The 15,181-nt window shown below is 33.1% G+C and carries 15 protein-coding genes; 13 read left to right on the top strand and 2 right to left on the bottom strand.

Features of this window, described 5'->3' with window-relative positions; genetic code table 11:
- Positions 1-30: 30 nt before the first annotated feature.
- From OZP08_RS09805 to uvrB, 10 genes are all read left to right on the top strand, one after another.
- Positions 31-624: a dihydrofolate reductase family protein gene (locus tag OZP08_RS09805; RefSeq protein ID WP_268845914.1), complete on the top strand. Its 594-nt coding sequence runs from the start codon at positions 31-33 to the stop codon at positions 622-624.
- 153 nt (positions 625-777) lie between these two features.
- On the top strand, positions 778-1,212 hold the full coding sequence (locus OZP08_RS09800; RefSeq protein ID WP_268845913.1) for a nuclear transport factor 2 family protein: 435 nt from the start codon (positions 778-780) through the stop codon (positions 1,210-1,212).
- A 277-nt stretch (positions 1,213-1,489) separates the two neighbouring features.
- The gene (locus OZP08_RS09795) at positions 1,490-3,253 is read left to right on the top strand and encodes a DUF885 domain-containing protein (protein ID WP_268845912.1); all 1,764 of its coding nucleotides are present in this window, start codon (positions 1,490-1,492) and stop codon (positions 3,251-3,253) included.
- Positions 3,254-3,572: 319 nt separating this feature from the next.
- Positions 3,573-4,016, top strand: a complete 444-nt coding sequence (locus OZP08_RS09790) for an SRPBCC family protein (RefSeq protein WP_281323590.1) — start codon at positions 3,573-3,575, stop codon at positions 4,014-4,016.
- Positions 4,003-4,329 carry an ArsR/SmtB family transcription factor gene (locus OZP08_RS09785; protein ID WP_281323589.1) on the top strand — a complete coding sequence of 109 codons (327 nt, stop codon included), beginning with the start codon at positions 4,003-4,005 and terminating at the stop codon, positions 4,327-4,329. The genes OZP08_RS09790 and OZP08_RS09785 overlap by 14 nt, the downstream gene beginning before the upstream one ends.
- A 13-nt stretch (positions 4,330-4,342) precedes the next feature.
- Positions 4,343-4,816 (top strand): hypothetical protein, encoded by a 474-nt coding sequence (locus tag OZP08_RS09780; RefSeq protein WP_268845909.1) that lies wholly within the window; start codon positions 4,343-4,345, stop codon positions 4,814-4,816.
- Positions 4,817-4,972: 156 nt separating this feature from the next.
- On the top strand, positions 4,973-5,920 hold the full coding sequence (gene rlmF / locus OZP08_RS09775) for a 23S rRNA (adenine(1618)-N(6))-methyltransferase RlmF (RefSeq protein ID WP_281323588.1): 948 nt from the start codon (positions 4,973-4,975) through the stop codon (positions 5,918-5,920).
- 45 nt (positions 5,921-5,965) lie between these two features.
- Complete coding sequence (locus tag OZP08_RS09770) at positions 5,966-6,229, top strand: hypothetical protein (RefSeq protein ID WP_268845907.1); 264 nt, start codon at positions 5,966-5,968, stop codon at positions 6,227-6,229.
- Positions 6,211-6,507, top strand: coding sequence for a type II toxin-antitoxin system RelE/ParE family toxin (locus OZP08_RS09765; RefSeq protein ID WP_268845906.1), 297 nt, complete (start codon positions 6,211-6,213; stop codon positions 6,505-6,507). Before OZP08_RS09770 ends, OZP08_RS09765 begins: the two co-directional genes overlap by 19 nt.
- 3 nt (positions 6,508-6,510) lie before the next feature.
- The gene (gene uvrB / locus OZP08_RS09760; RefSeq protein ID WP_268845905.1) at positions 6,511-8,502 is read left to right on the top strand and encodes an excinuclease ABC subunit UvrB; all 1,992 of its coding nucleotides are present in this window, start codon (positions 6,511-6,513) and stop codon (positions 8,500-8,502) included.
- Here the strand turns inward: uvrB and OZP08_RS09755 are convergent.
- Positions 8,499-8,900, bottom strand: a complete 402-nt coding sequence (locus OZP08_RS09755) for a TerB family tellurite resistance protein (RefSeq protein ID WP_268845904.1) — start codon at positions 8,898-8,900, stop codon at positions 8,499-8,501. The genes uvrB and OZP08_RS09755 overlap by 4 nt on opposite strands.
- Positions 8,901-8,958: 58 nt before the next feature.
- On the opposite strand from OZP08_RS09755, the gene OZP08_RS09750 reads away from it, so the two are divergent.
- Positions 8,959-9,765 (top strand): alpha/beta hydrolase, encoded by an 807-nt coding sequence (locus tag OZP08_RS09750; protein ID WP_268845903.1) that lies wholly within the window; start codon positions 8,959-8,961, stop codon positions 9,763-9,765.
- 184 nt (positions 9,766-9,949) lie between these two features.
- On the opposite strand, the gene OZP08_RS09745 is transcribed toward OZP08_RS09750, so the two are convergent.
- A complete protein-coding gene (locus OZP08_RS09745; RefSeq protein WP_281323587.1) occupies positions 9,950-11,461 on the bottom strand; it encodes a TlpA family protein disulfide reductase in 1,512 nt (503 codons plus the stop codon).
- A gap of 228 nt (positions 11,462-11,689) precedes the next feature.
- On the opposite strand from OZP08_RS09745, the gene OZP08_RS09740 reads away from it, so the two are divergent.
- The gene (locus tag OZP08_RS09740) at positions 11,690-12,145 is read left to right on the top strand and encodes a DUF1456 family protein (RefSeq protein WP_281323586.1); all 456 of its coding nucleotides are present in this window, start codon (positions 11,690-11,692) and stop codon (positions 12,143-12,145) included.
- A 362-nt stretch (positions 12,146-12,507) separates the two neighbouring features.
- A complete protein-coding gene (locus OZP08_RS09735; RefSeq protein WP_281323585.1) occupies positions 12,508-15,033 on the top strand; it encodes a mechanosensitive ion channel family protein in 2,526 nt (841 codons plus the stop codon).
- Positions 15,034-15,181: the final 148 nt, after the last annotated feature.

The raw sequence follows: 15,181 nt of genomic DNA, 5'->3' as shown, positions 1-15,181 counted from the left end.
TTATTATACTAACCAAATAATAACAAGACAATGAGAAAAATAATTGTTTTATCATTTATCACACTAGACGGGGTAATGCAAGCACCCGGCGGGCCTGAGGAGGACACATCTGGTGGGTTTAAATATGGCGGTTGGACAGCACCTTATGATGATGAAGTATCCGCCAAGATCATACAAAAAGAGATGGAACCTGCAGATCTTCTTCTCGGCAGAAAAACATTTGATATCTGGGCTGCCTACTGGCCTAAACATGCTGAGCATTGGCCTGGTATCAATGATGTCACGAAATACGTCATGTCTAATACCATTACAACCTCAGATTGGAAAAATTCAGTTATTATCAATAACTTGGGAGATATCAAAAAACTCAAAGATTCAAAAGGTTCAGATATTAAAGTTTGGGGCAGCAGCGAGCTCGTTCATTTACTGCTGAAAAATGATTTAGTAGACGAACTCTGGCTCAAAACTTTTCCGGTAATTCTTGGTAAAGGCAAAAAATTATTTAATGATGATGCCATTCCAACAGCATTTACTTTAACTGAGAGTACAGTTACGCCAAGCGGAGTCTTTATGTCTAAATATAAAAAAAGTGGAGAAATCAAGACCGGTACAGTTGCGCCTTAGTAACAATTAATTACCTTAAATTTAACACCGTTTTTTACTACAAAAAAAATACAATTGTAGCTAAAATCTAATATATTTACGTCCGAATTAGTTTAAGAAACAATTCACGAATTTTTAAACAAACTGACTTCGTAAAATTTTAAAAACAACATTATGGAAACACATTCAATTAAAGATGAAATAGTTGAAGTAGTCAACAAACTATTTGTATTTGCAGACAATCGAGAATGGGCAAAACTACAGAATGAAGTATTTACCCAAGATGTAGAATTTGACATGAGTTCACTTGGAGGTGAAAAGAAAGAATTGACTTCAAAAGCAATCTGTGAACTTTGGGAAAATGGCTTTAAAGATGTTGACTCAGTAAATCATTTAGCCGGAAATTATATTGTTAATGTTCATGATACAACAGCCACCGTCTTTGCATATGCTACGGCAACTCATTATAAAAAATCAGCAACCAACGGTAATACCAGAGAATTTGTAGGTACCTACGACATTGGTTTATTAAAACAAAATGCTGGTTGGCGACTTAATAAATTTAAATATAACTTGAAATATACAACAGGAAACCTAGACTTGAGCTAAAAAAACAAAGAAGATTATAGCTTCTTTTTGAATTTGACTTCTCGTTCCTAAAAAGGGAGACACTGTCTAACATAACTGTTACACAATCCGCCAAAAATTAAATTCGAAAACAACCTCGCTTAATAATTTTTAAGCGAGGTTTATTTTTTATATCCCTTCCCTATTCTTTTCTGCAAGAGAATTTTAATTGTAGCTAAAATCCAATATATTTACGTTTAAATTAACCCAAAAAAGCTGTTCAAAGCTTTTTAGAAAAACTGACACTAGCCAAAATAGTATGAAACATCAATCAACCTTATTTGCTATTATAATTTGTTGCATATCTACAACAATTAATGCACAACAAAACAACACCAAACTCCACCAGCTTTTTGACCAATATTTTAAAGAAGCGAATGCGGTTAATCCTATTTCTGCAACTTTCAACGGTGTCGCTGATTACAATGACCAACTTCCTCCAGATGATGAAACCTTCCTGAAAAAGAAATACGATTTCTATAAAAACTACCTTAATCTCCTGAAATCTTATAAAAAAGAAAATCTTAGCAAAGAGGATCAAATTTCGACAGCCATTATGGAAAACGAAATCCAATCAGTTTTGATTTTCGAAAAATATCATCCAGAATATATGCCAATCAACCAGATGGATGGTGTTCCGATGTATATGACAATGCTAGGTTCGGGATCATCAGCGCAACCTTTCAATACTGTGAAGGATTACAACAACTGGCTGAAACGCTGTCAAGCTTTCCCGGAATGGACAGACGTTGCCATCGAAAATATGCGAAAAGGTATAAAAACCGGAATAGTTTTACCAAAATCTTTGGTAGTAAAAATAATTCCGCAGTTTCAGGATTTAGTAAAAAACAATGATAAGTCATCTTTCTATGGGCCAATAAAAAACTTCCCGAAAGACTTTTCTAAAGAGGAACAAAACCGCTTGACCAAAGAGTATAAAGAAGTTATTTCCAAAAATATTTTTCCTTCTATGCAAAAACTGTTGGTTTTTTTCCAAAACGAATATCTCCCAAAAGCCCGCCAAACATCAGGAATCGATGCCTTGTCAAACGGAAAGGAAATGTATAAGGATTGTATTTTTGCTTCGGTAACTGTAAACAAAGATCCGGAAGATGTTTATCAATTAGGTTTATCCGAAGTGAATAGAATTACTGCCGAAATGGAGAAAATAAAAACATCTATTGACTTCAAAGGAACATTACCTGAATTGTTTGATTTTATGAAAACCGATAAACAATTTATGCCTTTCAAAACCGATAAAGAAGTTTTAGACGCTTTCCAAACGATTTATGCAACGATACAACCAAATCTTCCAAAATATTTCGGGATTACCCCAAAAACACCATTTGAAATCAGAAAAACAGAAGAGTACAGAGCAGCATCTGCTCCACCACAATATTTCCTAGGAGATTTACCAACGAACCGTCCCGGAATTTTTTACATTCCGATTCTCGATCCAACAAAAATCAACATTACCAATATGGATATGGAAAGTGTGTTTTTGCACGAAGCGATTCCAGGTCATCATTATCAAGGCAGTCTTCAAAATGAGAACACTTCTGTTCCTAAATTTCGTCAAAAATATGCGAATAGTGCATATAATGAGGGTTGGGCCTTATATACCGAATCTTTGGGAAAAGACTTGGGCCTTTACACCAATCCTTACCACCAACTCGGCTCTTTATGTACAGAAATACACAGGGCAATCCGACTAGTAGTTGATTCCGGTTTGCATACCGGAAAAATGACAAGAGAAGAAGCCATCAAGTACATGCTCGACCACGAAGCACTTTCAGAACAATTTGCAACTGCAGAAATAGAACGCTATATGGCCACTCCAGGACAAGCACTTTCATACAAAATCGGAGAACTGAAAATAAAAGAATTACGCGATAAATACAAAGCACAATTGGGCGATAAATTCAGTATTCTAGATTTTCACGATACCATTCTAAAAGGAGGTGCAATGCCACTAACCGTTTTTGAAAACTACATGAATGATTGGGCAAATGGCATAAAATAAAAAAACTGAATTCAGTTTAAACAAAAATGAACCACATAGACACAAGAATCTTTAATCATTAAGATTCGATAGAAAATAACTCTATTTTTTACACAGGTTGACTATGTGGGGAGTATTTGTATATATGCCAATTAAATCACAATTATAAATTCTTCTCTTAATAACTGTTTCATGAAGCTGGAGATTTAAGGGTAACAAATTCTCTCCCGTAGAGAAAACTCAATCCGCTCAACTAAAAACTATTAGCAAAATAATTTCACAAAAATTTGCGTAACTCAAAAGTTACATATAACTTTACGTAACTTAAAAGTTACACAATATGAAATCAGAAATCAAACATGAATGGATTTATGAGCAAGCTCCCAACGAAGTTTGGGAATATCTCACACAAGCAGAACTAATCGCATTATGGCTTATGCCTAACGATTTTAAACTTACTATCGGACACGAATTTCAGTTTCGGACTAATCCAATGCCAGCTCTTGATTTAGATGGGATTTTACATTGCAAGGTTCTAGAAATTGTACCTAATCAAAAACTTTCATATAGTTGGAAAGGTGGTCCAGGTAATGGGATTTTTATACTTGACACAATTGTTGAGTGGAAGTTAGAACCTTATGAACAAGGAACAAAATTGTCCTTAAAACATTCAGGTTTCAAAGAAGTAAACTTTGCAATCTTTACAGGTATGACAGACGGTTGGTTAAAGAAAATCCAACAAATGCTTACCCACTTAAATACAAACAAAAATGGCAATACCTAATCTTGACGTTTTCCAAGTAATTGCAGATCCAAGTAGACGAGAGATATTGCAATTGCTTACAAAAGACAGTTACAACATAAACAGCATTTCAGAAAATTTTGAAATGAGCCGACCTGCTGTTTCAAAACACATTAAAATATTACAAACAGCAGGTTTTGTTACTATTAACAAAGTAGGTAGGGAACATTACTGTATGCTAAATCAGGAAGGTTTTGACGCAATTAGAAATTGGATAACCCACTTTGATAAATTCTGGAACAACAAACTCAAAAATTTGGAAACTCTATTAAACAGCCAAAAGACAAATAACTAAAAAAATCAAAAAAATGGAAAAAGAAATAATGCTTCAGCAATTAGAACAAAGCAAAATATATTGCTCTAGAATTTTTAAAGACATCAATGACGTAAATACATTTTTCCGTCTATCCGAAAATACCGCATCTGTTGGTTTTATCTTTAGGCATATTGGTGAAACAATACATTTATTAGCGCAACTCTTCGGATATAAAACAGACGTTGAGAGCGAAACATTGGGGCAATCGGATACAGGAAAAGAATATGATTTAAAAACAAGTCATACCATAGTAGATCAAGGATACAAAACACTTGAAAAACTTGTGAATGAAACAAACGAAAAAGATTGGTTAGAAGAAATTGAAACCAGTTTGTTTGGAAAAATTTCAAGAATAAAACTTTATTCTTTAATTCTATTTCATAATGCTCACCATTCTGGTCAAATAGCATCGGCTATTGTGAAAGGAAAAAAATTAACATTTGAAAACCAAACAAACAACAACTAGAGTTTCCGTTTATGAGCTGCGTGAACAGCGAAATACAAAAATCATATTGCTTAAAATAGATTTTCGTTGTACCAATTATTTCTAAATTAAACACTGCAAATAAGCATAATAGCAATTACAAAAAGGAATAACTATCTTTGCGGCGAAATTTAGAAAATGAAACCTACAAAGTACCCCGAAAAAACAAATTTACATCTAAGAAATCTTCATCGATTTGGATATAACTTTGAGAAATTAACGCAAAATTGTCCCGAATTGGGCGAGTTTGTTTTTGTTAACACGCACAAAATCAAAACAATTGATTTTAGCGACCCCGCAGCTATAAAAACACTTAATAAGGCCTTACTAATATCTGATTACGATATTCATAACTGGGACATTCCGGAGAATTTTTTATGTCCTCCTATTCCGGGTAGAGCTGATTATATTCATTACTTAGCCGATTTATTGGCTACAACAAACAATGGTGTAATTCCGCAAGGAGAAACCGTTATGGGGCTTGACATCGGTATCGGTGCCAATTGTATTTATCCTATACTTGGAAATTCAATTTACGGTTGGTCATTTGTAGGCACGGATATTAATGAAAATGCGATTCAAAATTGCAAAAAGATCATAGAACAAAATCCTAAATTAATAGAAGCAATCAGTCTGCAACAACAGGTAAACCCACGTTTCATTTTTAAAAATATAATTGAGCCAGAAGATAAATTTACGTTTACCATCTGCAACCCTCCTTTTCATTCTTCTCAGGAAGAAGCTACAAAAAGCACAGCACGAAAAGTTAACAATTTGACTCCAAATGCTCCCAAAACCACAACGCCTGTACTCAATTTTGGCGGACATAATGCTGAATTGTGGTGCGAAGGTGGAGAGCTTGGATTCATCAAACAAATGATTTACGAAAGTGCCAAATACCCAATGCAATGCCTTTGGTTTACCACATTAGTATCTAAACAGTCTAACTTGTCAACTATTTACAAAACATTAAATAATGTGGCAGCTATTCATAAAACTATAGACATGGCACAAGGTCAAAAAAATAGCCGTATTGTTGCTTGGACATTTATGACTGAAACACAACAAAAAGCATGGAAATTTTAATATTCGCAATGCTCTTTTGTTTAAATTTGTATAAAGTCTTTACTTATGAGTACAATCGAATTAAAAAATTTATTGATTTCTAAAATAGTCGAAATTGATGATGAAGCTTTTTTGTCGGCAATAAATACAATTTTGGATAGTAAATCGACAAGTATTGAAAGTTGCGACCAAAATTCGCAAAAAATAATAATTCTTACTGAACAACAAAAAAAGGAGATCCTAAATTCACAAAAAGAATATTTGGAAGGGAATTTTATTGAAAACGATGTCTTAAATGAAGAAATGGAAAAATGGTTGCAAGAAGAATAGTTTGGACATCATCAGCTAAGCTTCAATTAAAAGCCAATTTTGAATATTTTAATTTTAGAAATAAAAGCAAATCATATTCTTTAAAATTAAATACGCTAATTCAAATAGAGTTAAAAATTCTGCTCCAACAACCAACTATTGGCAAAAAAACCAATTCAATAAATGTTCGTGGTTTATTAATTGAAAATTATTATATTTTCTATGAAATAAATGAAACTCACATCATAATTCTGTCCGTTTGGGATACAAGACAGAATCCTAAACGATTGAAATACTAAACAATGAATTTCCAAGTCATATCCGAATACCAACCAAAAGGGGATCAGCCTCAAGCCATTGAAAAGTTATCACAAGGTATATTTGCTGGCGAACAATTTCAAACTCTACTCGGGGTTACCGGCTCCGGAAAAACGTTTACGATAGCCAATGTCGTTCAAGAGGTACAACGACCAACATTGGTCTTGGCACACAACAAAACCCTGGCTGCACAATTGTATTCGGAGTTCAAACAGTTTTTCCCTAATAATGCCGTAGAGTATTTCGTTTCCTATTACGATTATTACCAACCCGAGGCTTTTATGCCTGTTACAGGTGTTTTTATTGAGAAAGATTTATCTATCAATGAGGAACTGGAAAAAATGCGTTTAAGCACCACCTCTGCCCTACTTTCAGGAAGAAGAGATATTCTGGTTGTAGCATCTGTTTCCTGTATTTACGGTATCGGAAACCCTGTAGAATTTCAAAAGAACGTAATTGCCATAGAGACCAACCAAATGATTTCCAGAACCAAATTATTGAAAAGTTTGGTTCAAAGTTTATACTCCAGAACCGAAGCCGATTTTACTCCCGGAAATTTTAGAATAAAAGGTGATACGGTTGAAGTATATCCGAGTTATGCTGATGATGCCTTTAGGATTCACTTTTTTGGAGATGAAATAGAAGAAATAGAAAGCTTTGATGTAAAAACATCTAAAGTTATTGAGCGATACGAAAAACTTACCATATATCCAGCCAATATGTTTGTAACCTCACCTGAGGTATTACAAAATGCAATTTGGGAAATCCAACAGGATTTAGTCAAACAAGTGGATTATTTTAAAGAAATTGGCAAACATCTTGAAGCCAAACGCCTAGAAGAACGCACCAATTTTGATTTAGAAATGATTCGGGAATTGGGCTATTGCTCAGGAATCGAAAATTATTCCCGTTATCTGGACGGAAGAGAAGCCGGATCGAGACCTTTCTGTCTATTAGATTATTTTCCAAAAGATTATTTAATGGTTGTAGACGAAAGTCACGTAACCGTATCGCAAGTACAAGCTATGTATGGTGGTGACAGAAGTCGTAAGGAAAATTTGGTAGAATATGGTTTTCGCCTGCCAGCCGCAATAGATAACCGCCCATTGAAATTTGACGAGTTCGAAGCCATGCAAAACCAAGTTATTTATGTTTCTGCAACTCCTGCTGACTATGAACTGCAAAAATGTGATGGTGTTTATGTCGAACAAATAATTCGACCAACAGGTTTATTAGATCCAATAATTGAAATTCGTCCTAGCCTAAATCAAATAGATGATTTGATTGAAGAAATTCAACAGCGATGTGAACTGGACGAAAGAGTTTTAGTTACAACTTTGACCAAAAGAATGGCCGAAGAACTGGCAAAATACCTGACTAAAGTATCCATTCGTTGCCGATACATCCACTCCGATGTTGACACACTGGAGCGTATCGAAATCATGCAGGATTTACGAAGAGGATTATTTGATGTTTTGATTGGAGTAAACTTATTAAGAGAAGGATTAGATTTACCTGAAGTTTCATTGGTAGCCATACTTGATGCCGACAAAGAAGGATTCTTAAGAAACCATCGTTCGCTAACCCAAACCATTGGTCGTGCAGCAAGAAACCTAAACGGAAAAGCCATAATGTATGCCGATAAAATCACCAATAGTATGCAAAAAACTATTGATGAAACCAATTACAGAAGGACCAAACAAATCAATTTCAACACTCAAAACAACATAGTCCCTCAGGCTTTAAACAAAAAAATTGAAAGCGCCTTTACCAATAACAAATTGGTTGAGTATGAATTGGGACACACTATGAATATAGCTGCCGAACCAGAAACGACCTATATGTCTAAACCCGATTTGGAAAAACTCATTCGCGAAAAAAGGAAAGCAATGGAAAAAGCGGCAAAAGACCTAGACTTTATACATGCAGCAAAACTAAGGGATGAAATCAAAAAATTACAAGAACAGGTACATTAATTATGTTGTTCTTGAAAATACCCTAATAATGTCTCTGCCGAAATCATAGCATTGGGAGAAGCTTTCATTAACTTAAGAACACGATTAGTTGCACTTGGATTCAATCCGGTATTGATAGCGATTTGTCGGATAGCTTCTTCCTCTTTTTGATGCAAGACACCATCACAATGCATTAATAATGCTAAACGATAAAACTGCTGAATTCTTTCAAACTCAGTTTTAGCAACTTTGGTGGGTAATTCTTGATGAAACAAATCGTTGAATTCGTCTTTGTCGATGCCTAATTCTTGCGCAACAATCCAGACAAATTGATATTCTCTTTCATGCAATCGACCATCAATGACTGAGAATTCAATCATTTCAGACAGTAAATTGATTTTCTCTTCGTGTGTGTTCATCTAATTAGTATTTTTAGCTAAAATATTCTTTTTTTCTAAATCTAAATATTAAATCATATTGAAATTAATTTACATAGTTCCACTTCTCCTGTTTCTTGGCAAAGTATCTGCTCAAGAAAGTACAGCTTCCAGGCAAGTTTCTACTTTTACCATAGATGCTCCCCAATTGAAAACGAGCAGAAAAATTTGGCTCTATTTGCCTAAAAACTATGAAACCTCTACCAAAAAATATCCTGTCATATACATGCATGACGCTCAGAATTTATTTGATGCTAAAACTTCCTTTGCTGGCGAATGGAATGTCGATGAAAAATTAGACAGCTTGAATGCCCAAGTAATTGTTGTTGGGATTGAAAATGGAGGCGAAAAACGTTTAGAGGAATTAACACCCTATAAGAATGAAAATTATGGTGGCGGGAACGCTGACAAATACCTCGATTTTATAGTAAACACCCTAAAGCCAGAAATAGATAAAAAATACAGAACAAAACCTAATCCTAAAAATACGACCATTATGGGTAGCTCTTTGGGAGGTTTAACTTCCTACTACGCAGTTATAAAATACCCAGATGTCTTTAGGAAAGCTGGTGTTTTCTCGCCCGCTTTTTGGATAAATCGAAAAGAAATAAATGATTTTACAACAAGCAGTAAAAAACTTAAGGCAAAAATCTACTTTCTCTGCGGAGATTCGGAAGAAAATGATGGTACTATGATAAAAGACCTCAATCACATAGAGTATCTATTGAATGTAAATCGGTGTTATTGTTTGCATTTAAATAAAAAGACAATCATAAAAGGAGGTCATCACAATGAAAAATTATGGAGAGATGGTTTTGTAAAAGCTATTCAATGGTTGGGATACTAACAGCTTTTAATAAAAACCTAATACTCTCTACTTTAAGCAAATAATTTAATATTTTTTAAAACCGCAAATTCACAAATTTTAAACTAATAGATAAAAAATTTGTGAATTTGCGGTTTAAAATGCACTTATTTTAGTCTGACATTTATCAACTTTGTCATCCTCAATAATATGTAACAAAAGTATTTTATTTTTTGGAATATTCTTTTTCCATTTGGGTAATGATACTTCTTATAGCATCGGAACCAATTCCTTTAGCTTTGATGACTTTATCTTTATCTAAAATATACATTACAGGAGTAGTCACCACATCGTATTTTTCTTTGAGATTATTGATATGGACTCCATCATAAACATTCATCCAATCTATTTTATTGTCAGCGATATATTTCTTGTATTTATCAAATTCACTTTGGGTATAAACCCCAAAAACTTTGACGTCTTTCTTCTCTTTTAATAACTCATGATATAATTCTAGAATTTTAGGCACTTCTTTTTGGCAATGACCGCAGTCTACATCCCAAAAAAGAAGTATCAGATAATCCGCTTTTACGCTAGACAAAGTCACATAGGATTTTTCTATTTCTGCTTTATTGTCATAATAAATTTTAGTTATTTCTTCACTGGTCTTAGCAGTATCAAAGCCCAAATGTGCAATTTTATCATGACCTGGGATATCTATCATATAGAGTTCCGGAGCTGTTTTCCCGAGTTGCAGTGGTGCCAAAACATCGCCTCTCTTGATTATGATATCTATCACACTATCGTCATAAATACCCTTGGCTTTTCCTGTTTTAAAATAATTATTAACCATATAGACAAATACTTTGTCCATTCCCATGATTTTTGGGATCTCGTAAGTTTGGGTAAAATAGGCCAATAAAAGCATATTCATTTTGGTGCCTTGTTTCGTTTTTAGCATCATACGATCAATCTCCACACAAATTGAATCCGGGTGTTGCATCACAACCGAATTAAAATATTGATTTATTTTATTGGTAAAAAATGGGTTGCGTAACATAGCATCATCCTGAAAATTGACTCCATCCCAAAAATGGTTTTTATAATAATTATACGCAAAGATACTATCGGGTCTGCCATTTGACGCTTTTGGAACATCCTTGGCCTCTCTATCGGTTTTCAAATTCAGAATTTCAGCAAGATAAGTTCCTTTGTTTTGGGCAATAGTATTTAAATCATTTTTCAGAATAGCTTCATTCAAAACTTTGTATTCTTTAGATAGAAGTGCTGTAGAATCTGCTTTTTTCTGTTCTTTAATGCCTTTTCTAAAACCATCAAATTCTTTGTTTTTAGCAGTCACAAAACGAATGTAATTAAAGAAACTTTCATTTTGCTTGGAGTTAACCGCTTTCAAATTCTCCAATAAACTAGATTTATCCGAATTAATTTCTTGCTTTTGAGATTGCTCATCTATGATAAAATCAAAATAGTTGCCTTTTGCCTGACTGAGCAAAAAATAAACTCCTTTGTCTAAATTTTTCTTTCCTTTAAAAACAATGTTTCCGTTAACCACTTTTTTACAAGTATCAGAAATATACAATTTATCAAATTGATAAAATGCCAAATAGGCTACGGTATCTTTACAGTTTTTTAAATTAATCTTGATTTCATGACCCGTCTGAGCCTGTACGTACATTAAACCAAAAAAAAGAACGAAACTTAATGTGATTTTCTTCATAATCAGTAATAATCTTTGGGGTATTTTTTAGTGTGAAACTTTTTTAACGAATAGAACTTCTTTTCATTATCCAAAAATAATTGAATTTAAATCTAATTTCAAATAATTACCCGTTATATTAAAAATGTACTGATGGATTAGCTCAACTTTTAAAAATGAATCCCCTAAAACAATAACCATAAATTCATTTTCTAAATATGTATCTTTGCACTCTAAAATAGTTAAGAAATGACAAATAACGATATATTCAAAAAACTTCGAGTAGCCTTAATGCTACGTGATGACCAAATAGTAGAGATTCTGGAATTGGTAGATTTTAGAATTTCTAAATCAGAATTAGGAGCTTTTTTCCGTGATGAAAAACATGAAAACTTCATGTCTTGTGGAGATCAGGTTTTACGTAACTTCCTAAACGGATTGGTAATTCACTTAAGAGGAACCAAAGAAAACCCAAAAAACCCGAATGAAGTTCTTGCCAAACACAAAGCTCAAATTCCGTCAAAAGATGGAAATTCTAAAAGAACCGAATTCAAACCAAAACCAAAGGACGCAGAAAAATCTAGAGCCGATCAAGCACCAACTAAATCTGGTACAACTGCTAAAAAGAAATTTCCAAAAGGCAATGGAAAAACACCTGTTGTTGAGAAAGTAAAATATAATTTTGGCAAAAACAAAAAATCATAAAACTTAGGTTTTATAATTTCTAAATACTGTCCAAGTCAAGAAATAAAAAACAAAGATTAAAAAGCCTGAATGAAAGTTCAGGCTTTTTTTATGCCCCAAATTAACATCATTTCACGGCATTTAATAACAAACTCTTTTTCAAACACATATATCAGAAACTAATATTTTTTGTTAAATTTGACATAGACCCATCTATTAACCTCTTAATAAAATAGTATGAAAGTTACCTTGATCGAATAAAACTTATTTTTTTTCAGGTTCCATAAAAGAAGAATAAACGCTATATACCCGATTTCTTAATTCTGACAATTCGTTTATCCAAAAGCTAACAGAAAAAATAACATATAAAATATACTCGCCTCATGTTAAATTTTACGTTTCAGCATACAAACACCTCCAAAAAAAATAAAAGCAATAGTTGTAAATCAATTTTTGTTTTTTGGGCTTTACTCACCTTTCTTACAGTTGCTTCCCAAAATCAAAAAAACGAATTGGATTCTATTGCTAAACAGTTAGGAATTAAAGATAAAGTCACACATGTTTTACTTGAAAGCAAAGCAGAAAATGACAAGAAGGCGAGACAGGAAAAATATATTAACTACCAAAAAGTCCAAAAACAAAATAAGATTTTCAATTTAATTGAATTTGAAATCCAAAACGCGAAGTTTCTTTTGAATAAAGGGTTCGATTACAAGGACATTACAGAAGAAATCTATCAACTGAAAGATTGGGAAGAATTTGCCGTTAAGGGAATTGCCAAAAAGAATTTTAGGGCTTTGACTGATCGAAATCTTAGCTCAACATCTATATTACTAGACGAATTATTAAAACGCTCCAACAATCGCTTAAAAAAAATCAGTATTGAAAATCAGCAACTCAGTCGTACACAAGAAAAGATTGATTCATTGGTTGCTGAAAAAAATCTATATTATGTTCCAACTGATTCCGTAGCCCGGGAAATTTACCGCATTCAATCAGAAAAGATGAATACAAACATTAATCTGATTTCCGAAAGGTTAAAAAATGCTGTAGACAGTATTGAAACATTGGAAATTATGGGAGATCAATTAAAATATAAAATTGAATCGGATATAATTGAAAACGACAGACTCAGAAGATTAGAACTAGACCAAGTGCTTATAAAAAAAGTACCTGTTTTTGATTATCCTGATATCAAAAAAATAATGATTGGAGACTCTTTAAGCTTTTCTATAAAAACAAATTATCTAGTCCTATATTTTTATTTGATAAACAATAGAAATTCTATTATTATAATGCTGATTTTAATAATTGGCACGGCGGTATATTTTAAATTACAAAAGAGAAAATTCCTTGATTTTGGCTATAAAAAAGATATGATAATTGATCTCAATATACTAAACAGCCCAATAGCGGCTGCACTTTTGGTTATATTGAATCTATATCAATTTGTACTCCCAATGCCTCCGCTTATTTTTTCTATTATAATCTGGACTATATCTACTATCTCATTGACCATAATGATGTGGCATTCGATTAGGACATTTGTCTGGAGAATCTGGATTGCAATTTTTCTGCTGAATTTAATAGCTTTTTTTGATATCATAATCCTGATTCACTTTGCCGGAGAGTCCTTTTTAATTTTGGCAATAAATAGTTTAGGTATTGCAATAGGTGTTTATTCATTTATAAACAGAGCCCAATTTCAAAGAAAGATTTATTTATGGTATATTATTGCTGGTGCTATTCTTCAAATTTTTTCATTCTACTATTTGGTAAACGGCCATTATAATTTAGGCAAATTCTTAATGACTAAAGCTGTTTATATTATCATCGTGGTTTTCTCTCTCTATTACACGATAATTGTTATTAAGGAAATTAATTTAGTCTCCAAAATTTTGGAAACCATTGATGAAGATAAACCAAAGAAACCCATAAATGGCATTCCCCATCAGTTTAGTAATGGTCTTTATCTCATTCTTTTTGTTTCTTGTTTTTTGCTAATGACGAGAAACACCTTTACTTTTCAAAATATTATTGATCCTTTCAGAAACTCCATATCAGAGCCTCGAAGTATAGGGAACATCACATTCACATTTGAAAATATTGTTACATTCATCCTTGTAATTTTATTGTCCAGCTTCATCTCAAAAGTAGTTTCATTTTTAGCTTCTGATAATCAAATTATAAAAAGCAAAAACAAAAACAAAAGTTTTGGAAGTTGGCTGTTTTTATCTCGAATCACCATTGTAACTCTGGGAGTTCTGGTTGCTTTTGCATCGGCAGGAATCCCTTTGGATAAAATAACCCTAATCATTAGTGCATTGGGAGTTGGTATTGGTTTTGGTATGCAAAGCCTCGTAAATAATCTAATAAGCGGATTAATCATAGCCTTCGAAAAACCAGTGAATTTGGACGATATCATCGAGGTAGGCACGCAATCCGGAAAAATGAAATCAATCGGTATAAGAAGCAGTGTCGTTACCACGTACGACGGTGCAGACGTAGTGATTCCCAACGGTGATTTATTAAATCAAAATTTAACCAATTGGACTCTGGGAAGCAGCCACCGCAGATCAGAAATCAGATTTGGGGTAGCCTATGGAACCGACTTGGAATTGACCAAAAAATTGCTTTTTGAAATCCTTGAAAAAAATAAAAATGTGCTAATGAAACCAATGCCAGTAATTTGGTTTACCAAATTTGGAGACAGTTCGATTGACTTAGTCATGAAATATTGGATTAAGCATTTTGACTATGATTTTGATGTAAAAAGCGAATTGATAATGGCTATTGACAAAACATTAAAACAAAACAATATTGTCATTCCGTTTTCTCAACATGATATTCACTTAATAAAAGACGATTTAGAATTTAAATCAAACATTAAGCCCAAAAAAGAAACCTAAATTCTATCACATCATTGAAGTTATAAAGCTCTATGTTATCTCAAAATCGATTTTTTAAAGAGAATCCCAACCTTTTATAAACAACAAAGGAAACCCTCTTGGCTTCCTTTGATTGATATTCTATAAATACCAAATACATCCCTAATCG

This window comes from Flavobacterium aestivum (assembly GCF_026870175.2).
In the GTDB taxonomy this organism is placed as follows: Bacteria; Bacteroidota; Bacteroidia; order Flavobacteriales; family Flavobacteriaceae; genus Flavobacterium; species Flavobacterium aestivum.
Note: the sequence above shows the minus strand (reverse complement) of the source record. Positions and strands in the feature narration are given on the sequence as shown.

What these genes read in the sequence shown, in the direction of transcription:
- OZP08_RS09745 (WP_281323587.1), bottom strand. Translation starts at nt 11,461, where the DNA reads ATGAAGAAAATCACATTAAGTTTCGTTCTTTTTTTTGGTTTAATGTAC.
- OZP08_RS09740 (WP_281323586.1), top strand. Translation starts at nt 11,690, where the DNA reads ATGACAAATAACGATATATTCAAAAAACTTCGAGTAGCCTTAATGCTA.
- OZP08_RS09735 (WP_281323585.1), top strand. Translation starts at nt 12,508, where the DNA reads ATGTTAAATTTTACGTTTCAGCATACAAACACCTCCAAAAAAAATAAA.
- rlmF (WP_281323588.1), top strand. Translation starts at nt 4,973, where the DNA reads ATGAAACCTACAAAGTACCCCGAAAAAACAAATTTACATCTAAGAAAT.
- OZP08_RS09800 (WP_268845913.1), top strand. Translation starts at nt 778, where the DNA reads ATGGAAACACATTCAATTAAAGATGAAATAGTTGAAGTAGTCAACAAA.
- OZP08_RS09785 (WP_281323589.1), top strand. Translation starts at nt 4,003, where the DNA reads ATGGCAATACCTAATCTTGACGTTTTCCAAGTAATTGCAGATCCAAGT.
- OZP08_RS09770 (WP_268845907.1), top strand. Translation starts at nt 5,966, where the DNA reads ATGAGTACAATCGAATTAAAAAATTTATTGATTTCTAAAATAGTCGAA.
- OZP08_RS09805 (WP_268845914.1), top strand. Translation starts at nt 31, where the DNA reads ATGAGAAAAATAATTGTTTTATCATTTATCACACTAGACGGGGTAATG.
- uvrB (WP_268845905.1), top strand. Translation starts at nt 6,511, where the DNA reads ATGAATTTCCAAGTCATATCCGAATACCAACCAAAAGGGGATCAGCCT.
- OZP08_RS09755 (WP_268845904.1), bottom strand. Translation starts at nt 8,900, where the DNA reads ATGAACACACACGAAGAGAAAATCAATTTACTGTCTGAAATGATTGAA.
- OZP08_RS09795 (WP_268845912.1), top strand. Translation starts at nt 1,490, where the DNA reads ATGAAACATCAATCAACCTTATTTGCTATTATAATTTGTTGCATATCT.
- OZP08_RS09790 (WP_281323590.1), top strand. Translation starts at nt 3,573, where the DNA reads ATGAAATCAGAAATCAAACATGAATGGATTTATGAGCAAGCTCCCAAC.
- OZP08_RS09780 (WP_268845909.1), top strand. Translation starts at nt 4,343, where the DNA reads ATGGAAAAAGAAATAATGCTTCAGCAATTAGAACAAAGCAAAATATAT.
- OZP08_RS09765 (WP_268845906.1), top strand. Translation starts at nt 6,211, where the DNA reads ATGGTTGCAAGAAGAATAGTTTGGACATCATCAGCTAAGCTTCAATTA.